The 15,042-nt window shown below is 61.3% G+C and carries 19 protein-coding genes; 16 read left to right on the plus strand and 3 right to left on the minus strand.

The annotated features are described in order from the left end of the window. The 16 genes from AC3WP6_RS16285 to AC3WP6_RS16360 all read left to right on the plus strand — a co-directional run bounded on the left by AC3WP6_RS16285 (position 1) and on the right by AC3WP6_RS16360 (position 12,694). Positions 1-903 (plus strand): type IV secretory system conjugative DNA transfer family protein, encoded by a 903-nt coding sequence (locus tag AC3WP6_RS16285; RefSeq protein ID WP_492628778.1) that lies wholly within the window; start codon positions 1-3, stop codon positions 901-903. A 13-nt stretch (positions 904-916) separates the two neighbouring features. Further along, positions 917-2,116 carry an ATPase, T2SS/T4P/T4SS family gene (locus AC3WP6_RS16290; protein ID WP_492628779.1) on the plus strand — a complete coding sequence of 400 codons (1,200 nt, stop codon included), beginning with the start codon at positions 917-919 and terminating at the stop codon, positions 2,114-2,116. 199 nt (positions 2,117-2,315) lie between these two features. Further along, positions 2,316-2,585, plus strand: coding sequence for an IcmT/TraK family protein (icmT, locus tag AC3WP6_RS16295; protein ID WP_492628780.1), 270 nt, complete (start codon positions 2,316-2,318; stop codon positions 2,583-2,585). A 20-nt stretch (positions 2,586-2,605) separates the two neighbouring features. Further along, on the plus strand, positions 2,606-3,625 hold the full coding sequence (gene parM / locus AC3WP6_RS16300; RefSeq protein WP_492628781.1) for a plasmid segregation protein ParM domain-containing protein: 1,020 nt from the start codon (positions 2,606-2,608) through the stop codon (positions 3,623-3,625). Between the two features lie 3 nt (positions 3,626-3,628). Continuing rightward, entirely contained in the window at positions 3,629-3,850 is a 222-nt protein-coding gene (locus AC3WP6_RS16305; protein WP_492628782.1) for a hypothetical protein, read from the plus strand. Further along, the gene (locus tag AC3WP6_RS16310) at positions 3,843-4,343 is read left to right on the plus strand and encodes a hypothetical protein (protein WP_492628783.1); all 501 of its coding nucleotides are present in this window, start codon (positions 3,843-3,845) and stop codon (positions 4,341-4,343) included. The genes AC3WP6_RS16305 and AC3WP6_RS16310 overlap by 8 nt, the downstream gene beginning before the upstream one ends. A gap of 3 nt (positions 4,344-4,346) precedes the next feature. After that, complete coding sequence (locus AC3WP6_RS16315) at positions 4,347-5,696, plus strand: secretion/conjugation apparatus DotM-related subunit (protein WP_492628784.1); 1,350 nt, start codon at positions 4,347-4,349, stop codon at positions 5,694-5,696. Positions 5,697-5,778: 82 nt separating this feature from the next. Next, the gene (locus AC3WP6_RS16320) at positions 5,779-6,690 is read left to right on the plus strand and encodes a thioredoxin domain-containing protein (protein WP_492628785.1); all 912 of its coding nucleotides are present in this window, start codon (positions 5,779-5,781) and stop codon (positions 6,688-6,690) included. Between the two features lie 7 nt (positions 6,691-6,697). Beyond that, positions 6,698-7,576: a hypothetical protein gene (locus AC3WP6_RS16325; RefSeq protein WP_492628786.1), complete on the plus strand. Its 879-nt coding sequence runs from the start codon at positions 6,698-6,700 to the stop codon at positions 7,574-7,576. After that, on the plus strand, positions 7,576-7,842 hold the full coding sequence (locus tag AC3WP6_RS16330) for a hypothetical protein (protein ID WP_492628787.1): 267 nt from the start codon (positions 7,576-7,578) through the stop codon (positions 7,840-7,842). Before AC3WP6_RS16325 ends, AC3WP6_RS16330 begins: the two co-directional genes overlap by 1 nt. After that, a complete protein-coding gene (locus AC3WP6_RS16335; RefSeq protein WP_492628788.1) occupies positions 7,826-8,896 on the plus strand; it encodes a hypothetical protein in 1,071 nt (356 codons plus the stop codon). The genes AC3WP6_RS16330 and AC3WP6_RS16335 overlap by 17 nt, the downstream gene beginning before the upstream one ends. A gap of 2 nt (positions 8,897-8,898) precedes the next feature. Then, on the plus strand, positions 8,899-9,465 hold the full coding sequence (locus tag AC3WP6_RS16340) for a hypothetical protein (protein WP_492628789.1): 567 nt from the start codon (positions 8,899-8,901) through the stop codon (positions 9,463-9,465). Positions 9,466-9,555: 90 nt separating this feature from the next. After that, positions 9,556-9,996, plus strand: a complete 441-nt coding sequence (locus AC3WP6_RS16345) for an H-NS histone family protein (protein WP_492628790.1) — start codon at positions 9,556-9,558, stop codon at positions 9,994-9,996. Between the two features lie 81 nt (positions 9,997-10,077). Next, positions 10,078-10,644 carry a type IV toxin-antitoxin system AbiEi family antitoxin gene (gene abiEi / locus AC3WP6_RS16350; protein ID WP_492628791.1) on the plus strand — a complete coding sequence of 189 codons (567 nt, stop codon included), beginning with the start codon at positions 10,078-10,080 and terminating at the stop codon, positions 10,642-10,644. Continuing rightward, positions 10,644-11,738, plus strand: a complete 1,095-nt coding sequence (locus AC3WP6_RS16355; protein ID WP_492628792.1) for a hypothetical protein — start codon at positions 10,644-10,646, stop codon at positions 11,736-11,738. The genes abiEi and AC3WP6_RS16355 overlap by 1 nt, the downstream gene beginning before the upstream one ends. 32 nt (positions 11,739-11,770) lie before the next feature. Beyond that, entirely contained in the window at positions 11,771-12,694 is a 924-nt protein-coding gene (locus tag AC3WP6_RS16360) for a nucleotidyl transferase AbiEii/AbiGii toxin family protein (RefSeq protein WP_492628793.1), read from the plus strand. 140 nt (positions 12,695-12,834) lie between these two features. Here AC3WP6_RS16360 and AC3WP6_RS16365 read toward each other — a convergent pair whose 3' ends face one another. The 3 genes from AC3WP6_RS16365 to AC3WP6_RS16375 all read right to left on the minus strand — a co-directional run bounded on the left by AC3WP6_RS16365 (position 12,835) and on the right by AC3WP6_RS16375 (position 14,784). Continuing rightward, entirely contained in the window at positions 12,835-13,761 is a 927-nt protein-coding gene (locus AC3WP6_RS16365) for a hypothetical protein (protein WP_492628794.1), read from the minus strand. Positions 13,762-13,832: 71 nt separating this feature from the next. Continuing rightward, positions 13,833-14,186, minus strand: coding sequence for a hypothetical protein (locus AC3WP6_RS16370; RefSeq protein ID WP_492628795.1), 354 nt, complete (start codon positions 14,184-14,186; stop codon positions 13,833-13,835). A gap of 10 nt (positions 14,187-14,196) precedes the next feature. Next, positions 14,197-14,784: a hypothetical protein gene (locus AC3WP6_RS16375; RefSeq protein WP_492628796.1), complete on the minus strand. Its 588-nt coding sequence runs from the start codon at positions 14,782-14,784 to the stop codon at positions 14,197-14,199. Between the last annotated feature and the right edge of the window lie 258 nt (positions 14,785-15,042).

A 15,042-nucleotide genomic window follows, 5' to 3' on the forward strand; every position in this document is an offset into this window, starting at 1 on the left:
ATGTTCATGCTTCCGTTAGACACCACACCAATGACGCTGCAGCAGGCGCAGAGCGCCTATCAAAGTCCGGCATACACGCAATCGGTACCAGGCGTGGGCGCTGGCGACGCAAATCTGAACGCCTTGCTCAAGTCCGGGAGGATTGAAATCACGGCGCGCGATCGTGCGTTGATCGATGTCGGTTTGTCGCTCGGCGTGAAAGCCGGTATGGCTGCCGAGCTGCACCAGATTGCCCAGACCATTGAGGTCAACGAGCGAAACCTGGACACGGTGTACGACTTTGGCCGCTTCATGATCCAAGGTCGTGTCGTGCCGCCCGTCATCACCGAGGCACGCGACCTCTATAACCAGGACGGCGATTACACCCTGCGCTTGTCGGGTGCCCTGTACAAGATCGAGAGCCAAGCGCGCTTTTCGTCCGTGGCTCCGACGTGGCGCGATTACCTGAGCTTTGCCCTTCATGCTGATGCGCCAGGGCAAGCTGAATACAGCACGATCATTCCCAAGACCGGCGATGAGCAGCAGTTGTGGAAGGCCTCGATTGCCGATGGCTGGCGTCAGGGCGTGGTGCAGGCGGATCTCATGTTCAAACATGCCATGGATCGGATGAACCGCGATTTCGCGGGCATGATCCGGTTCCACACGTTCGTCGTGGAGGGCAAGCTGTCGATGCCTGCGATCGCCAGCGAGACGATCCCCGTGACCCGCGAAGGCCAGACCATGGCCGTCGATGAAACACTGTTTCGCATCACCACGCTTCCGTCGTTCAACAGCGTGCCGGATCACTGGCGCGGCTTCGTCACGCCTGCGGCAAATCGCGACCCAGTGATCCGGTCTACTCCGGCCGCGGTCCCTGCCTCTGTCCCTGTGACGTCCGCGCTCACCGCGCCATTGAAGCCATAAAGGGTCTAGCCGTATGAGTGACGCAGAGGACTTCGGCCAGGCAATCGAGCGAGGCGAGTTGCTTGAGCGCATTACGCCATTGACGGACTTCGAGGAGCCCTACCGGTTCGAGGTCGATAGTGACCTGAAAGCCCTGTTGCTGGAAGCGCAGGCGCAAGGAGCGAGTGACATCTTCATTCAACCGGATATGCCGGTTGTGGCCATGATCGAAGGCCATATGAAAGCGCTCACCCGGCGGGTTGTGGATGACGGCGAGGTCGTAACCCTGTTGACCTGGCTGTCGAACGACCGCGACACAGCACGCACGGACATCCTGGCCGGACACGCGGTCAACACGCGCTACGAGCTGTTCGATCCGGTGAGAAAAGATGCCCGCGGTGCCAAGGTGCGCTACCCGCTTCGCGTCAATGCGTCACCGATCCAGTACCACAGCTCCACATCGTGCCAGATCGTGGCCCGAACCATCCCCCAAGATCCGCCCCTGCCGGAGCAAGTGGGGCTCACGCCGGAACTGATGAGCCTGATGACGCCGCGCGACGGCATCATTTACGTGGTAGGTGTCACCGGCTCGGGAAAGAGCACCACCCTGGCTTCGGTGGCCCGGTACATCATGGAGAACGACACGCCGATCAAGGGCAACATCGTCACGGCAGAGGAACCGATCGAGTTCAATTTCGGCAACATCCATTCAGCGCACTCGATCATTACGCAGTCCCAAATCGGACTCCATTTCAAGAGCTACCCCGACTCCAACCGGGAAGCCGTGCGACGCAAACCCGCCTTGATTATCGTCGGCGAGTTGCGCGATCGCGAGTCGATCGAAACGGCGCTCGAAGCCTCCAACACCGGTCACCCGGTCATGGGTACGGCCCATGCCACGAACGTGGCTTTGACAGCCCGCCGGCTCATCTCGCGTTTCCCCAGTGAGGAACGCGAGACGGCGATCTACGACATCATCGAGAGCACTCGATTGATCGTGGCCCAGCGCCTGGTTCCGGGCGTGAGCGGTCGCCGTGTGGCGGCGCGCGAGTATCTGGCCTTCACCGACGAGGTGAAGGACCAGTTGGTGGACCTGACCACCATGGGATTGGTGTCCCGCAAGTTGCGCCAGTTGACACATGAGGCGGGCCATTCCTTTGCGAAGGAGGGCGAGCGATTGCTGGCCGAGGGGAAGATCACAGCCGAGGTGGCGAGGGAGCTTGCCACCTCTTGATCGAGCACCGCGACGGCATGGTGCGCGAAAGGGCATTAGATGGTGCGTATTTTTTACAGAATAGTGTGTGTTTAGTGTTGACATGGTGCGCGAATGGTGTGCAAAATGACACCACTGCCGCGCACTTGGTGCGAACAAGGTGTCTGTATGACGGGTATACCGTCAGGCATACGGAAAGCGACAGTCGAGGAGAACCGTGATGGCAGAAGGTCGGTACCACTGGAGTAATGCCTCCGCGAGCGCCCGTTTCGGGAAGATCAACGCTACGACAGCGATACCTCTGCTCGTGCTGCTGTTCTTCCCTGGTAAGACCACGGCGATCATCGCGCTGATCACCATGGGTTTCTTCGTGTACATCGAATACTGGAAGAAGATGGATTTCTTCACAGCCATGCGTGCGGCAGGAGTCTGGCTTTCGGGCCGGATGCTGACCACGCTCAATAACGTCAAAAAATTCCGCGTTCGATAACTTCGATGAAAGGACAGGACATGGCTACGGCAAAGAGCGGCAAGCCCCAATACGTTGGCGTCGATGATGGCCACTGGGGGATCAAGATCTACACCGAAGACGGCAAGATGTTCACCGTACCGTCGCGCGCCCGTTCCGGGCGTCACGTGATCAACGTGAGCGACGACGGCGACAGTGATTTCTACTCGCTGGAAGATGGCGGCACGTACACGGTCAACCCGTACCTGACGCATTTCGAAGACACCCGATTCAAGGAGTACCCCAAGTCCGCCTTGAACGCGGTCTTGGTGCACCATGCCCTGTACCAAGCTGGATTCGGCGGCCAGAACGTGGCCATCGAAACCGGCCTGCCGGTGTCGCACTACTATCTCGCCGATGGCACCAAAGATCAGACGCTGATCGAGGCCAAGAGGGCCAACCTGAAGCGCGTGGTGACCCGCGGTGGCGGCCAGCCGCTGGCCAACATTGTCCAGGCGGATGTCACCACGGAGGCGATTGCGGCGTACATCGACCTGCTGATCGACGACAACGGCAATCCGAGCGAACACGCCGAAGAGCTGCAGCAGTCGACTTCCGGCTTCATCGATATCGGCGGACGCACCACGGACAGTGTGGTCCTGCTGCCGGGTCAGCAGGTCGTGACGGAGCGGTCCGGTTCCAGCGACGTCGGCGTGTTGCAGCTCAATGAAGCCGTGGCCTCCAAGCTGCGCACCAAGTTCGATCTCGATCAGGTGCCGCCGCTCATGGTGGAGAAGGCCATTCGCGACGGCACCGTGCGCATCAGTGGCAAGGAGGAGCCCGTGGGCGATCTGGTGCGCAGCGAGAAGGAAAAGCTGGCCGAGCAGATCATGGCCGCGGTTCGCGTCAAGATCGGCAGCGGCAAGGATCTCGAATTCGTCGAGTTCGTCGGCGGCGGTGCCATCGTCATGCGTGACCAGCTGGCCAAGCATTTTCCGCATGCTCGCTTCCCGGTGCATCCGGAGTACGCCAATGCACGCGGCATGATGAAGATCGCCAAGTACATCCTCGGCGGAGCTTGAGCCATGGCTCGCGCACGACCTGTCATCCTGTACCTGAGCAAAAACCTTCCGCATGAGCGGGAGGCAATTCGCTTGCTCACGGCGCTCCCGTTGGGGGAGCGCACGAAGTTCCTGCGGCAAGTGATCGTGCTGGGACGGGATGCCAGGCGGATGGATGAAGAACGCGCTCAGGCCGCCAGGAAGGCGGCCGAGATGCGCTTGGAACGGGAGACGCACGATGCCTAAAGGAGCCACCGTCGCAGGACGGTTCCCCGTGCCGCTGCGCGGCTCGGTGCCATCGGAAGCCGACATGCTCAAGGAGCTTGAATCGCTCAAGGGCGTGTACGGCAGCATCAACGAGCGCATGCGCGAATGGCTGATGCGTGGTCTGAAGGAACTGGAACACCGCACCCAGCAGGTGCCTTCGGCAGGTGGCGATGCCACCAGGGCGCTGGTGGCGGTAGCTCAAGAGCTGACCAGCTCTGTGGCGATCAGCCAGCACATCCTGACCATGTATGCGCAGGCCAAGGAGACGCTTGCCATGGCGCCCAGGCCGCGCTCCGCTCCGGCTCAGGCCGCTGCGGCATCGCCGCCTGTACCCGTGTCGCCGGCATCGGAAGCATCTCCGGCACCGGCGGCAACCGCGGCCACGGAGCCGATGGCCTCCACCGAAACACCACCGGAAGCCACGGACCCGACGAAGCGCTGGGGGCATTTGAAGGGCCTGGTGGGAGGCTAGGGCATGGCGCCGAAGGGTAATTCGGGCGAACGGACGTTCAACTGGTCCGATCCCCCCATCGTCGTGGGCATGATCGCGATCATCATCGCGATCACATGGCTTGCGTGGCACTTCGGGCACACCCAGATCGCGATGGTCTATGTGTACGTCCGCTATGTGGAGCTGTGGCCACTGTGGGCGCTCGGGCGCGTCACAGGCTGGCCCGGTCTGGCCAGCGTGGACGCCTGGATACAGCGCGAGTGCCGCCCGGATGGCCTTTTCAGCTTGTGTCATCGCAATTTTGCGACCGTGCCATACAGCGTGCTCGCTGATTCCTCCCTGATAGTCAACGGCGTGCTATTCGTCGTGCTTCTCTGGCAGGTGGGGAAGGCAATTCGTCATCTGCTCAGACTGCATCCCAGCAATCGTTTCTCGCGCAAGCACACCATCAAGAGCTTCGTCGACGAGAACAAGGCACTGTATCCGCATTTGCGTATGTTCTCGGCGCTGGATCTGATCAGCCAACCGCTGGATCACCCGGTGTTCGGCATGTCGCAGACGTCACGCCAGTTCGCCTTCGAAAACGGCTTGATCATGGGCTGGCAGGCTGAGGCGGACGGTACGTTCACACCGACACTCGATCGGGAGAAGACCGCGCTGTTGATGCGTCGTCAGCTGGGCAGGCTGTGGACGCGCTCCACCGATCTGTCTATTCCAGAGGCCATCGTCTTGGCGATCGCGCTGCCGCGTGTCGCGGCGACCGACGCGACCATGGACGAAGCCCAGTACAGGGCGGCCATGGGCGACTGTGACGCCATGATCAAGTGGGCTTGGTCCCAGTTTGTGCCGCCTGTGGGAGGCGCCAAGAAGAGCAAGAAGGATCAGGAGTCTGCCGATCCGTATGCGTGGCTCAGGCCCGACATCGATCCCGCGGAGCCGCGCCGGATCATCCAGAAGTGGATCGGGCATCCGGCCAACGCCGCGATCATCCAGAAGCATGCCTATGTGCAGACCGTGCTGTTTCGGCTGATGCTGGAAACCCAGCGGCTCGGCGTGCTGCCGCCTGCCGAGATGCGCTGGATGCGCTTCTACAACCGACCGTTGTGGTACGTGCTGGAGAACTATGGGCGTTCCACCGGCTTCGCCGAAGGCGTCGCGGTGATGGGCCATTACCTGTACGAAATCAAGCAGGGCGAGGCTATTGTCGACCCCCAGCTGGACAAGGTGGTCAACGGTATCGAATCGGCCATGACGGCGTTTCGCTACGACAGGAAGGACGTCGAGCGTTACGAAGCCCGGCAGATGGCGAAGACGGCCGGGGAGGAGACGACGGAAGTCAAGGCTGTCAGCACCCCTGCGGCGATAGTCGCCTAACAAGGCTCAAATTTCTAATGCAAAAAATCCCGAATTAGATAGAATGGCATCGTTAGCCATTCCTGATTCAGGACGCATTTCGATGAAATCACGCTATTTGGCGGGGTGCTTGGTCGCAACGCTCGGGTTCCTTGGGGCTGTTTACGCGCAAAATACGCCGCAGTCTCCTACCTCAACAGGATCTGTGGTGGGGACGAATTCCGACTCCCCAGCTACCCGGGTCGGCCGTTTCGGCAAAATCGTCGATGCCCGCCCCGTCGGGGCGGGCGGCCTGGTCGCCTGGACCGTGCAGGCGACGAACGGCCAGCTGGTCGCGCTTTACACCACGCCGGACACGTCCGTGATCTTCACCGGCATCCTCTGGGATGCCAAGACCGGCAAGAACATTTCCGACCAGTTCCTGCCCCCCCAACCGACACGGGCTCCGGCTGAAGCGCCTATTACCGCCGCCACGCCGGGCGAGCGCAAGGCCAGTGCACTGGACGGCAAATACACTGGAGCGATTCCCGAAGCGATCAAGACTGTGGCCTCTCTGGATGGCATCCAGGAAGGGAAGGGCGATCCGTCCAACACGGTCTACATCATCTTCGATCCGCGGTGCCACTACTGCCACGATGCGTACGCTTTGACGCGCAAGTACGTGAAGAAGGGCTACGCGATCAAGTGGATTCCGTCGCTGGCCTTGGGTGATCCGGCGGGCGGCGCTCCCGTGGCGGCCGCGATCATGCAGAGCAAGACACCGGCCGAGGAACTGGGTCGCGCGATGACCAACGCCTATCCGTTCAGCGGGATCAACGCGAAGCCGACCGAGGCGACGATGGAATCGCTGGCCAAGAACCTGTCATTCCTCTTCGCGGCTTTTGAGAACAGCCACACCAATGGACCGGCAGGCGTGCCGGTCGCGTTCTACATCGATCACCGCACAGGCAAGCCCACGATGATGACTGGCGTGTCCTCGCAGGTGGTGCTTGACGACATCTTCGGACAGATATGAGGCTCCCATGAAACTATCCACTCCGGAAACCATCACTTTCCACCCGATCATGCAGGTGTTCGATGCGGGTGAGGCGTGGGGCGTTGGCTTCGACTCGGCGTCACCGCGCGATGCGAAGCGTCAGTCGCGCGTCGTGTTTGTGCAGAAGAAAGGCATCAAGCAACTGGCGGTGAAGGTCGACGGCTTCAGCTTTGTTGCAGATCCGGCCCATGTCGAAGAAACGTCCGACGAATGGCGCGCCAGGCTTGCCGCCAAGCGTGCGTGGCGATTTCGTCGCGCTGCGCGGCCATCCGTAATGGAGCCTGCCAAGAGCTTCGACCCGCCACACATTGACGGAAGCCTCTTTCTGGTGGCGACCTACGACAACGACAGCGTTGTTACGCATCTTCTGGCGGAATGCTCTCTGTCTCCTTGGGCCCATCACCTCGATTGCATACCCTTCAGTACCATCCACGATGTTGCCAAGGCAGTCCGTAGCGGCATGGACGATGCGCTCACTGCTGTCTTGCCGGATATGTGCTCGTACGGAGGCGAGGAGCGGCCGCCGTCGTTGCGTCGCATCCAGACCATCCGTCGCGAGCGCGGTCGTTCGTCCGGCCATTCCGCGTCGCACGCAAATCGTTTGCAGCGATGGAAACCTTGGTTTGCAGTCGGTGGCGTGGTGGCTGTCGTCTGGGTGCTTCTGTCGATCATAGGGAGGCCTGCGCATTCACCAGAGCAGGCCGCGCTGGCGGCATCCGGCCCGAATGTGTCGGCCCTTCAGTTGCCGCAGGCCACTGGAGCGGATGCGCAGGCGCAAGTGGAGCTGGTCAAGTCAACGCTGAAATCCATGGGCCTTGACCCCGGTGCCAGCGGCGACACCGGTTGCCTGGTGCAGCCTCAGTGATGCCGGCCCTGCACAGCGAATGCTCGCTGGTGAGCGTCGCCGAGCGTGTGACATGGAGCCAGGCCATGGCGCGCCATCTGCTGGATCGCGTCCAGTCAGAGCGCACCGATCCCCTTCCCGACTGGAAGGTGGATGAGTTGGTCGCGCCGACGAACCGGCGCCTGCAGGTGCTCCTCGCGCACGGCGTGACCAACGCCGCAGCCATCGAGCATTACTTTTTCGACCGAGACGAGGAGAACAGGAGCGACTATGCGACCGGCCAGTGAATTCACGAACCCCGAAGCCCTTGCGAAGAGCATCCTGAGTTTTGCCCAGGGGTATCGCTCCCTACTGGTCCCCCAGCCGAAGGTGCTGGCCGATACGGTCATGACGTTGGGCATGCTCGTCCCCTTGTCGGACAAGGTGCTGCCGCTCAAGAGCTACTTCAACATGGTGCAGACGCTGCAGCGGTCCGCGTACATGGCGCGTGCGCTGTCGCTTGAAGTGACGCGCGACATGCCCGTCGGCACACCGGATGAAGTAGCGGTGCGCGATGCGCGCGCACGTGACATCGAAAACGAGGTGCGCCAGTTCGGCATCACGGGCATAAGCCATCAGTTCGCGCAACTGGTGGACAACAGCCATCTTTCCGATGACGAGCGTCAACAGGTGTGGCGCCGTCGTGAAGAGCGTCTGGCACAGGACGCACAGCAGCACCTGTGCACGGAAGACGTCTTCATGCTCGCCTGTGCCTTCCTGGATCTGGATGTCGCCAAGCAGGGATCGATCTACTACCTCAAGGGCGAGTCGCCCGACTTCAAGGAGACGAAAAAAAACCGCAATCCGATCGCCCTAAAGGACGGGAAGACGCTCAAGTCGCTCTCCAGCGGATTGGGTCGCCCGACGGATGATCGTGGCACGGTCGAGCGTGGGCAGATCGAGAGCGGATACAACCATCTGGCAAAGCTCAACCAGCTGCACAACACCATGCTGGACGTCGTGCGGTGGATCAAGGAAGGCGAGCGGATGAATCCGCCGGTCACTCGCACGAAGGTTATGGTGCGCAAGCACTTCGGCGACATGTCGCACACGGATTACGAGCGCATCATGTCGATGGCCCGGCGTGAGGGTCTGATCAGTTTCCGCAATCGGGTGAAAGACCCGAGTAACAACTACACGCTGCGGCAACACAACCACGAGTTCATCGTGGAGATGTCCAAGAAGATTGGGCGCACGCCGCAGAAGACGCTCGATGACTTCATTGAAGACATGCGCAAGCATCTGGACAAGATGGCGGCGCTGAAAGCCAAGAAGAAGACGATGGCCGGGAGCGGGGACTGACCATGGGCTCGCAGAAAGAAGAAGGTCCACAAGTCAGCCCTGAAGAACTGGCGCGCATTGAGCGTGCGTCGCGCCAGTTCATCAGCTACACGAATTTCATCCGCTGGGCGACGAACTTCAGGGCGGACGAGATTCGGGCACACCCGAAACACCGGGCGGTGAAGCTCCTCTCGCCGGTGCAATCCGGACGTTTCTCCTTCGCGATCGAGGGCGACACGATCCTCCTGGGTACACAAGACTTCGAGGGCGTGTGGATGAACACGATGCCCTGGGATGCCGGTTACGTGTCCGATCGTCTGTACCTGTCCGTCAACAGCACCAAGATCATGGACGCCAATCTCCATGCGCTGGTGCTGGGCTTTTTCATCGACGATGAGGTCAAGCGGGCGCGCATGCGCAGCGCCAAGTATGTCCAGGTCGTGCCGGTGCGAGCGACGGACGGCCGCGTGGTGGACGTGCAGCGCCCCCTCGGGCTTGGATTCCCCATTCGACCGGGAGATGTGGTAAACGACTTGCGTGAACAAGCGCAGGAGCGGGTCCGACAGCAAGATGCTTCGCGCTGGTTTTAGTGTATATATTTTTACGAAATGTAGAAAAAGAATGGGGGAAAGCCCGTTCCATACGACATATCTTGTTCGATCACCACCCGAGTCCTTGCAATGGCTTTGAAGCTCGAAAAATTGTCCGTTGAAGAACTGGACGATGTGATTGCCCAGGCGCAGCAACGCAAGCAGCAGGCCTACGAAGAGATGAAACAGCAGGCGCGCGCTCGCGTCGACGCGATCCTGGCCGACACGGGCTTCACGCTGAATGAGCTGTATGGCGTCGGTGCAAGTCGCAAGTCGGCCAAGCGCAGCCTGGCGACCAAGAGCAAGAAGCCGCCGAAATTCCGTAATCCCGACAACCCGCAGGAAACCTGGTCGGGCTACGGCGGGCGGATTCCCCGCTGGTTCGCCAATGCGATCAACAAAGGCGTCCCGGAATCTGCCCTGTTGGTCGGCGGGGCCAAGAAGGCGCCGCCCGCCGCCAAGAAGGCCCTCGCCCGCATCAAGGCTGGGCGTGGTGCGCCGAAGGCAGCCAAGGCGCCCAAGCGCCGCTGAGCGGTTATAGGGATCGGTGCGCAGGTGGGGTGGAAGCACTTGCCTTGAATTATGGTTAGTTGTACAAATATGTACAACACCATGAAAGCATCCGCCCTCCACCATGAACTGCAGTCCCTGGGACGCCGGCAACGCTGGTGCGTCAGTGATGCCACGCTGCGCGGGCTGTTCCCCGAACCGCGCAACACCTTCTACACGGCGCTCAGTCGCCAGGTGCGACAAGGGACGCTTCGGCGCGTCACGCCAGGACTGTACCTCAACCCGTACGCCCGACCGCCAGCGTCCGCCGCCGAGAGCCTGGCAGGTTATCTACGGCCGGACGATTTCGCCTACCTCTCGCTGGAATCTGCCCTGCATGAGCACGGGTGGCTGTCGCAGGTGCCCAACCGGCTCACCTTCATGACGACAGGGGCGAGCTGGGTCTACGCCACGCCGGTCGGCGTCATCGAATTCACGCACACGCAGCGGGACATGACGACGTGGCGATCGCGCGTCGCGTTTGATCGCGATCGCAAGCTCTATGTAGCCTCGCCCGAACTTGCTCTTGAAGACCTCAAGAACGTCGGCCGGAATCTGGATCTTGTCGAGGTGCCAGAAGACGCCGATCTCCCAGCCGGAGTCAGCGCATCCATCCAAGGAGCACGATGATGACTTACGCCATCGACATTCCAGGTTTGCCCGAGGCTGTCGCCAACACCAAGCCGGACAAGCGGCATAACGCGTTGCATGACGCGCTGATCCGCCACGCGCCTGCATGGGGCGATCTGCGTCATACCGCCTCGCGCGGAGACACCTGGCGACAAGCACGCCAAGTGCGACGCGCAGACGGCACTCTGGTTGCGGAGGACCACGAAGTCTGGTTGGCCGCCCTGCTGGCCATGCACGACGGCAATGCCGTCCGCACGCTGCGCACGATGCAGCAGCTCAATCAACGCGAGGGCCTGCACCTCACCCAATGCAGCCTCGTCAGACTCTACCTCACGGCAGCACGCGGCAGCGATCCGGATCAGCAGGTGCAGATCGAGGTACTCCTGGAGCACGAAGTCCTCGACCGCAAGCTGGGCACGGATTCGTGGCATGTGCCGGATGATCTCCATGATCTGGTCCAAGCCTCCGAACATGGGCTTGGGCTTGCTGATGCCGAAAAGGTTGCGGTGCGACCCGACACCTACCGGCTCCGCCGGGTGATCGACGTCGCACGCTGGCTCGAAGAGGCGGATGCCATGGAAGCCCAAGAGCGCGCTCAACTCCGGAAACGGATCTACACCGTCACCTCCTCGTCGCCAGACGGTCCATCGGAGACCACGATGACCTTCGACGAACTCAATCCCGGCTGGGATCGCTATCCACCCAGCTACCGTCGTCTCTTCGACGATTGGAAGCGCTCCAGCGCAGGGAGCACCGCGGCGCTATGCGATCACTGGTTCCTGGAGTTGAGCGACTACACCGACGCCAAGGGCAAACGCACGATGATGCTCATTCCACAGTGGACGTTCGCTAAACCGCTGGCGAAGGTCAACGCCAGAAAGGGAGGCGACTATGAGTTCTACGGTGCCCTGCAGAAGCTCGATCGCCGCGTCGGCGTGCCGTTCGCCTGGTACTTCTACATGCTCCACGGCAACCGCGTGGAGTCGGAAGCCGGTGAACGCGTCATCCGGGCTGCCGAGGAGGGCACCATCGTGCTACCCGAACGCGATTACCGCGTCCTGAAGGACTGGCAGGACAGGCCGTACTCGTTCTGATCACACGCACCCTCCACCGTAGAGATGAACTGATGCGCCATACTTTCGCCGAACTGCTGGATCTCGCCGCCGCCGAAAGTGGCGGCCTTGACGCCCAGACGCGCCCGGCCGTCGTCAAGGAGCTGCTGCACTACGACATCCTGATGGCCCTATCTGAGAGCGAGATCGCTCCGCACGTCGTCTTCCAGGGCGGTACCGCCCTGCGCCTGTGCTATGGCGGTTCCAGGTTCAGTGAGGATCTGGACTTTGTGTGTGGCACCGACATCAGCGAGCCGTTCCTGTTGGAGAGCATGAACGCCATCCTGGTCAAGCAGATCCAGGAGCGCTACGGACTGGCCACGGAGATCCATCCACCCGGGGCCGACAAGTCGTTTGATGATGATGGCATCACCGTCAAGCGGTGGCGCTACCACATCCAAGTGCCTGGCTTTGCCGCGGCCCAGAAGATCCACGTCGAGTTCTGCAACGTGCCGGCGTATGACGCCAGCCCCGTCCTCCTGCAGCCGCGGTACGGCTTCCTGGCCGACCGGTACGGCGGTATTGTGCTGCAGGCTGAGTCAGAGTCCGAAATCCTTGCCGACAAGATGGTGGCTCTCGCCGGCCGCCCTTACCTCAAGGCACGCGACATCTGGGACATCCGCTGGCTGATGCAGCGTGGCCATCAAGTCGATATCGACCTGGTTCGGCTCAAGGCATCGGACTACGGGATGGAGGATGTGTCGACCAAGCTGGATACGGCGATCAAGCGGTTGCGCGATCCAAGCACAGGCCGCGCCTTCGTCAGCGAGATGCAGCGCTTCGTGTCGCCGTCACTCGCTGCAGCCATGCTGCGGGAAGACCCGCCTGGGCGCAGTTGGTTGGAGCATGCCGCCAAGACAGCGACAGATGCGGCCCGTACGCTTCATGAAGCACCTGCTATCGATTCAGCTCCATCGGCTGACAATCACGAGCCCTGATCGGCGTGCAGCATGAGGCCGCTGGAGTGCCCGAGCTGCGAAAGCACGGCATCGTTTAGCCGCACACATGAGCGCTTCTGCGCGATGCGGCAGGCGAAAGCGGAGGCGAAGCGTCGTCGCGCATGCCGAACATGCCGAAGTCACAGGCCTTGTGCATGCTGCTCGGCTTCGGCTTCGGGAGCGTTGTTTCCATAGGCGTCAAGCACTGTCTGTACGGACTCCCGGAGTACGTCAGGAGCCACGTGCTCTCGCAGTGCAAGCGTCAGTGACTCGGTGGCGTCGCGAAAACCGACGGTGTAGCGATCGTTGTCCGGCAGTGCCTCGCGAAGGTCCGAGGCAAGCGCCTCATGCACAGCCTGTTCATGTGCACGCTCGGTCGACGTTTGTGCACGAAACGCGTCGAGCGCAGCGCTGGCCGTGCGAGCACACCACGCGATATCGCGCGGGTTCCCTTCGGAAGCTTCACCCACCGTCAACTGGTGTTTGATGGCTTCGAGCGCTGACACCACACCCAGTTCATGCGTTCGATCTCCGCTTGCCGTCCCCGGTTCGGCCGAGGGTTCGGCATCGTCTTCCGGAGCCACGCGATTCAAGACCGCCCGCAGGCGGTCAGCGAGATCCGGGCGGAGGCTAAGCACGTGGTACCAGTCGTCGTCTGTCCAGGTCTCGACCACCGAAAGCAACACACCCGTCCCGTCTTCTGGCTTGCTTGCCAGTCTTGTGTTGGACGGTTCGTTCATCGGCCCCGCGAGGAAAACGAATTTGCCGTCGCGTACTAGCGGTCCTTTCTCTCCGGGAAAGAAGCGGCCGTTGTAGGCAACATGCCCGATGTGCTCGCCGTTCTCCCAGATGTCGCCACCAACCCAGTTGCCGCCGCCCAGTCCGTTATCCTCGCAGAACTTGCGTGTCACCTCTCCGGCCTTGTCCATGCTGCACTGGACAAGCTGATCGGCAGCGAGTGTTCCGTATGGAATCTCATCCGGGTTCTGTCCGAGATCCGGGTTGCCTCGGGCGGCCAGGAGCAGAAAGACCTCCTGGTGGAGTGGAGTGTTCTGGGGCGTCGACATGGCTTCGGTCCTGCACTGTTTGAAAAACGAAGACGCCACGCGGGCGCCTTCGTTTTGTCGAGGTTCCCCGGTTACAACTCGGGGATGTTCCAGCTGTCGTCAGCGCTCAGGCCGACTTCATCCATGCGGCGGGACATGCCGCCGCCCGTCAGCCAATCCTTGTCCAGGTTGACCTCCTGGGCAGCGTTTTCGATCGACAGCTCACGAGTAATGACGGTCGCCTCGATTGCGGCCACCATCTCGGCCTTCGGGGCGCCGTAATCGCCAAGAAGCTCCCGGCTGATCTCAGGTGGCATCTGGGTCAACACAAGACGCACCTCGCGGCCGTGGTCGGCCAGCGGTGCCTGCTTGCGCAGAATGACCTCGAAGTCCTGCGTGGGCAGCACGGAGGCGGTGAAGCCCTGGAAGTCCTGTGCGAGGGTCATGTCGTTCTCCTTACAGTTCGAAGTCGTTGCTTCGCGAGAGGGTGTTGTTCCAGCGGTTGATACTTTGTTCCGCCTCGGCTTCCAGGTACGCGGTTTCGGCCAGGTTGAGCGCAGCGATTACTTCGTTGCCGTATTCAGTGGCGGCCGTGGCCTGTTGCTTCAGCGATTCCTGCATGGCCAGCTTGTCCTGCGCGGAGCCGGGCGAGTGGTCGATGGCTTCCAGGGCGCCCAGGTAAGCCTCGTGTAACGCGCGCTGGGCGTTGCTGTCCTGCATGGACGCTGCCTCCGCATGCTCGATCGTCGCGATCACGGCGGCGCCGATGCCCTTGAACATGTGGATCTCCGCCTCACGGCTCTGCATCACGCGATCGGTCTTGAGCGTGTGAGGCGGCGTGTTGCGCAGCCAGTTCGATTCCTGATCCGCCAGGGTGTCCAGCGCGCTCCGCAATTTCTGCCCGTCGGCATCCGGACGCAGGATGGCGCCGGCCACATGGTCGAAGGTGACCAGTTGGCCTTCGGAATGGCGCATGGCTTCGCGACGCAGAATCTCTGCGCCGATGGTGAAGCGACTGGCCTCGCGGATAGTTAGCATCTGCATGTTTTTATTCACATTTCCGTAGAATCGGGCATGGCTGCGTCTAGGTTTTTAGGCCTCTCAGGTCCTCTTCCGTGAGTGACACAAGTACGTTTTCTGCAGCGTCTACTTTACAAGCAGCTTTAGTAGCGCAAAAGCCCATCCTGCAACTATTGAGCATTGTGACCAGATCCAGTCAGGGAGCCTGCCTCCAACTCACTCAAAATACGTCATCATGGCTTTTTGAGAAATACAGTATTCGCCCGCTCAATTCGCTGCTAT

It is taken from the genome of Rhodanobacter sp. FW106-HT46G03 (assembly GCF_058789895.1).

Coding starts and splice junctions, on each gene's coding strand:
- AC3WP6_RS16285 (WP_492628778.1), top strand. CDS start 1: ATGTTCATGCTTCCGTTAGACACCACACCAATGACGCTGCAGCAGGCG.
- AC3WP6_RS16290 (WP_492628779.1), top strand. CDS start 917: ATGAGTGACGCAGAGGACTTCGGCCAGGCAATCGAGCGAGGCGAGTTG.
- icmT (WP_492628780.1), top strand. CDS start 2,316: ATGGCAGAAGGTCGGTACCACTGGAGTAATGCCTCCGCGAGCGCCCGT.
- parM (WP_492628781.1), top strand. CDS start 2,606: ATGGCTACGGCAAAGAGCGGCAAGCCCCAATACGTTGGCGTCGATGAT.
- AC3WP6_RS16305 (WP_492628782.1), top strand. CDS start 3,629: ATGGCTCGCGCACGACCTGTCATCCTGTACCTGAGCAAAAACCTTCCG.
- AC3WP6_RS16310 (WP_492628783.1), top strand. CDS start 3,843: ATGCCTAAAGGAGCCACCGTCGCAGGACGGTTCCCCGTGCCGCTGCGC.
- AC3WP6_RS16315 (WP_492628784.1), top strand. CDS start 4,347: ATGGCGCCGAAGGGTAATTCGGGCGAACGGACGTTCAACTGGTCCGAT.
- AC3WP6_RS16320 (WP_492628785.1), top strand. CDS start 5,779: ATGAAATCACGCTATTTGGCGGGGTGCTTGGTCGCAACGCTCGGGTTC.
- AC3WP6_RS16325 (WP_492628786.1), top strand. CDS start 6,698: ATGAAACTATCCACTCCGGAAACCATCACTTTCCACCCGATCATGCAG.
- AC3WP6_RS16330 (WP_492628787.1), top strand. CDS start 7,576: ATGCCGGCCCTGCACAGCGAATGCTCGCTGGTGAGCGTCGCCGAGCGT.
- AC3WP6_RS16335 (WP_492628788.1), top strand. CDS start 7,826: ATGCGACCGGCCAGTGAATTCACGAACCCCGAAGCCCTTGCGAAGAGC.
- AC3WP6_RS16340 (WP_492628789.1), top strand. CDS start 8,899: ATGGGCTCGCAGAAAGAAGAAGGTCCACAAGTCAGCCCTGAAGAACTG.
- AC3WP6_RS16345 (WP_492628790.1), top strand. CDS start 9,556: ATGGCTTTGAAGCTCGAAAAATTGTCCGTTGAAGAACTGGACGATGTG.
- abiEi (WP_492628791.1), top strand. CDS start 10,078: ATGAAAGCATCCGCCCTCCACCATGAACTGCAGTCCCTGGGACGCCGG.
- AC3WP6_RS16355 (WP_492628792.1), top strand. CDS start 10,644: ATGACTTACGCCATCGACATTCCAGGTTTGCCCGAGGCTGTCGCCAAC.
- AC3WP6_RS16360 (WP_492628793.1), top strand. CDS start 11,771: ATGCGCCATACTTTCGCCGAACTGCTGGATCTCGCCGCCGCCGAAAGT.
- AC3WP6_RS16365 (WP_492628794.1), bottom strand. CDS start 13,761: ATGTCGACGCCCCAGAACACTCCACTCCACCAGGAGGTCTTTCTGCTC.
- AC3WP6_RS16370 (WP_492628795.1), bottom strand. CDS start 14,186: ATGACCCTCGCACAGGACTTCCAGGGCTTCACCGCCTCCGTGCTGCCC.
- AC3WP6_RS16375 (WP_492628796.1), bottom strand. CDS start 14,784: ATGCAGATGCTAACTATCCGCGAGGCCAGTCGCTTCACCATCGGCGCA.